At 66.3% G+C, this 1,360-nt stretch carries 1 protein-coding gene and 2 pseudogenes; 2 read left to right on the top strand and 1 reads right to left on the bottom strand.

All coding sequences use genetic code 11. The annotated features are described in order from the left end of the window. Positions 1-158, bottom strand: a pseudogene (locus EN879_RS40400) (ABC transporter substrate-binding protein); the annotation flags it as partial. Here EN879_RS40400 and EN879_RS36040 point away from each other — a divergent pair. Both EN879_RS36040 and EN879_RS36035 read left to right on the top strand, forming a co-directional pair. Further along, positions 150-506 (top strand): annotated as a pseudogene (locus tag EN879_RS36040) (ABC transporter substrate-binding protein); the annotation flags it as partial. The pseudogenes EN879_RS40400 and EN879_RS36040 overlap by 9 nt on opposite strands. Before the next feature lie 49 nt (positions 507-555). Further along, on the top strand, positions 556-1,360 hold an 805-nt coding region (locus EN879_RS36035), incomplete at its 3' end, for an ATP-binding cassette domain-containing protein (RefSeq protein WP_164774840.1).

Below are 1,360 nucleotides of genomic sequence, written 5' to 3'. Positions count from 1 at the left end.
AAGGCCTGTGCGGCGCCGTAACCGTCGCCGCCCTGATCGACGACGCCGACGATGTCGGGCAGCGACGGCAGGATGGTCGCCACCGCCTTTTGCGCCGTCGTCTGGTCCCAGTCGCCGGTCACCGAACCGACGATCTTGAACTCGGGATGGGCGGCGACGGTTACGGCGCCGCACAGGCCTTCGCCGCCGCCGGCAAGCCGCGCCCAACCATCATCATGGGCAACCGCCAGGACGAGTTGCAGTGGTGGAAGGAGCAGAAGGACAAGGACGGCTACCAGACCTGGTCGGCATCGATCGCGCCCGGCGTGTCATCGCTCGCCTTCTGGGTGGCGCAGCAGGTGCTCGACGGCCGCACCGATATTCCGCACGACCTGCTGGTGCCGTATCTGGCCTTCACGCAGGACGATTTCGAGGCCGAGCTGCCAAAGATCCCCAAGGGCGGCGTCGCCAGCCACGAATACACGCAGGAAGACGCGATCGCGGCCATCAAAGCCAACATCAAGTGAGTGTCGGCCAAGCGTTGCCGTCCGTATCGCCAAGCGAGTATCGTTGAGCATGCCCAGGGGTAACGCTGACATCATCAGACTGAACGGCGCCGAAAAGCATTTCGGCGCCGTTCGCGCGCTGGGTGGCGTGGATTTTCACGTCGGACCCGGCGAATGCGTCGGGCTCGTCGGCCACAATGGCGCCGGCAAATCGACGCTGATGCACATGGTGGCGGGCACGCTGGTGCCCGACAGCGGGCAGATCGGCGTGCATGGCGACACCGAGGACAACTACTCGGTGTCGCGCGCGCAGCAGCTCGGCATACGCTGCGTGTTTCAGGAACTGTCGCTGTGCCCCAATCTCAGCGTCGCCGAGAACACACGCATCAACCACGCTTCGCTGCGTGGCTTCGGCTGGCGGCGCAAGGCGGCCGAGCTGATCGCCGCCAAGCTCGACGAGATCTTTCCGGGTCATAGCATCTCGGCGTCGGACATTGTCGGCGACCTGTCGATCGGCCGTCGCCAGATGGTCGAAGTGGCGCGCGCCTTCACCGTCACCCAGGATCGTCTCGACCTCGTCATCCTCGACGAGCCGACATCGTCGCTCGACGCGCATACGGCGGGCCAGTTGCTGGCCTTCGTGCGCCGCTTCGTTGCCGGCGGCAAAAGCTGCATCCTGATCTCGCATGTGCTGGGGGAGGTGCTGCGCAACGCCGACCGCATCGTGGTGATGCGCGACGGCAAGGTGGTTGTCGCCGACGCCGCCACCGCCTTCGACCGTAACCGGCTGGTGACGGCGATGGGCGGCGCGGAAGCGCGCCAGAAGATCGCGGCGCAAATCGCTGCCGCCAAGCCCGCCGCCAGTCCGCTGAGGG

It is taken from the genome of Mesorhizobium sp. M7A.F.Ca.AU.002.02.1.1 (genome assembly GCF_003998535.1).
Lineage (GTDB): Bacteria > Pseudomonadota > Alphaproteobacteria > Rhizobiales > Rhizobiaceae > Mesorhizobium > Mesorhizobium ciceri.
This window is presented reverse-complemented; position numbering and strand designations above follow the sequence as displayed.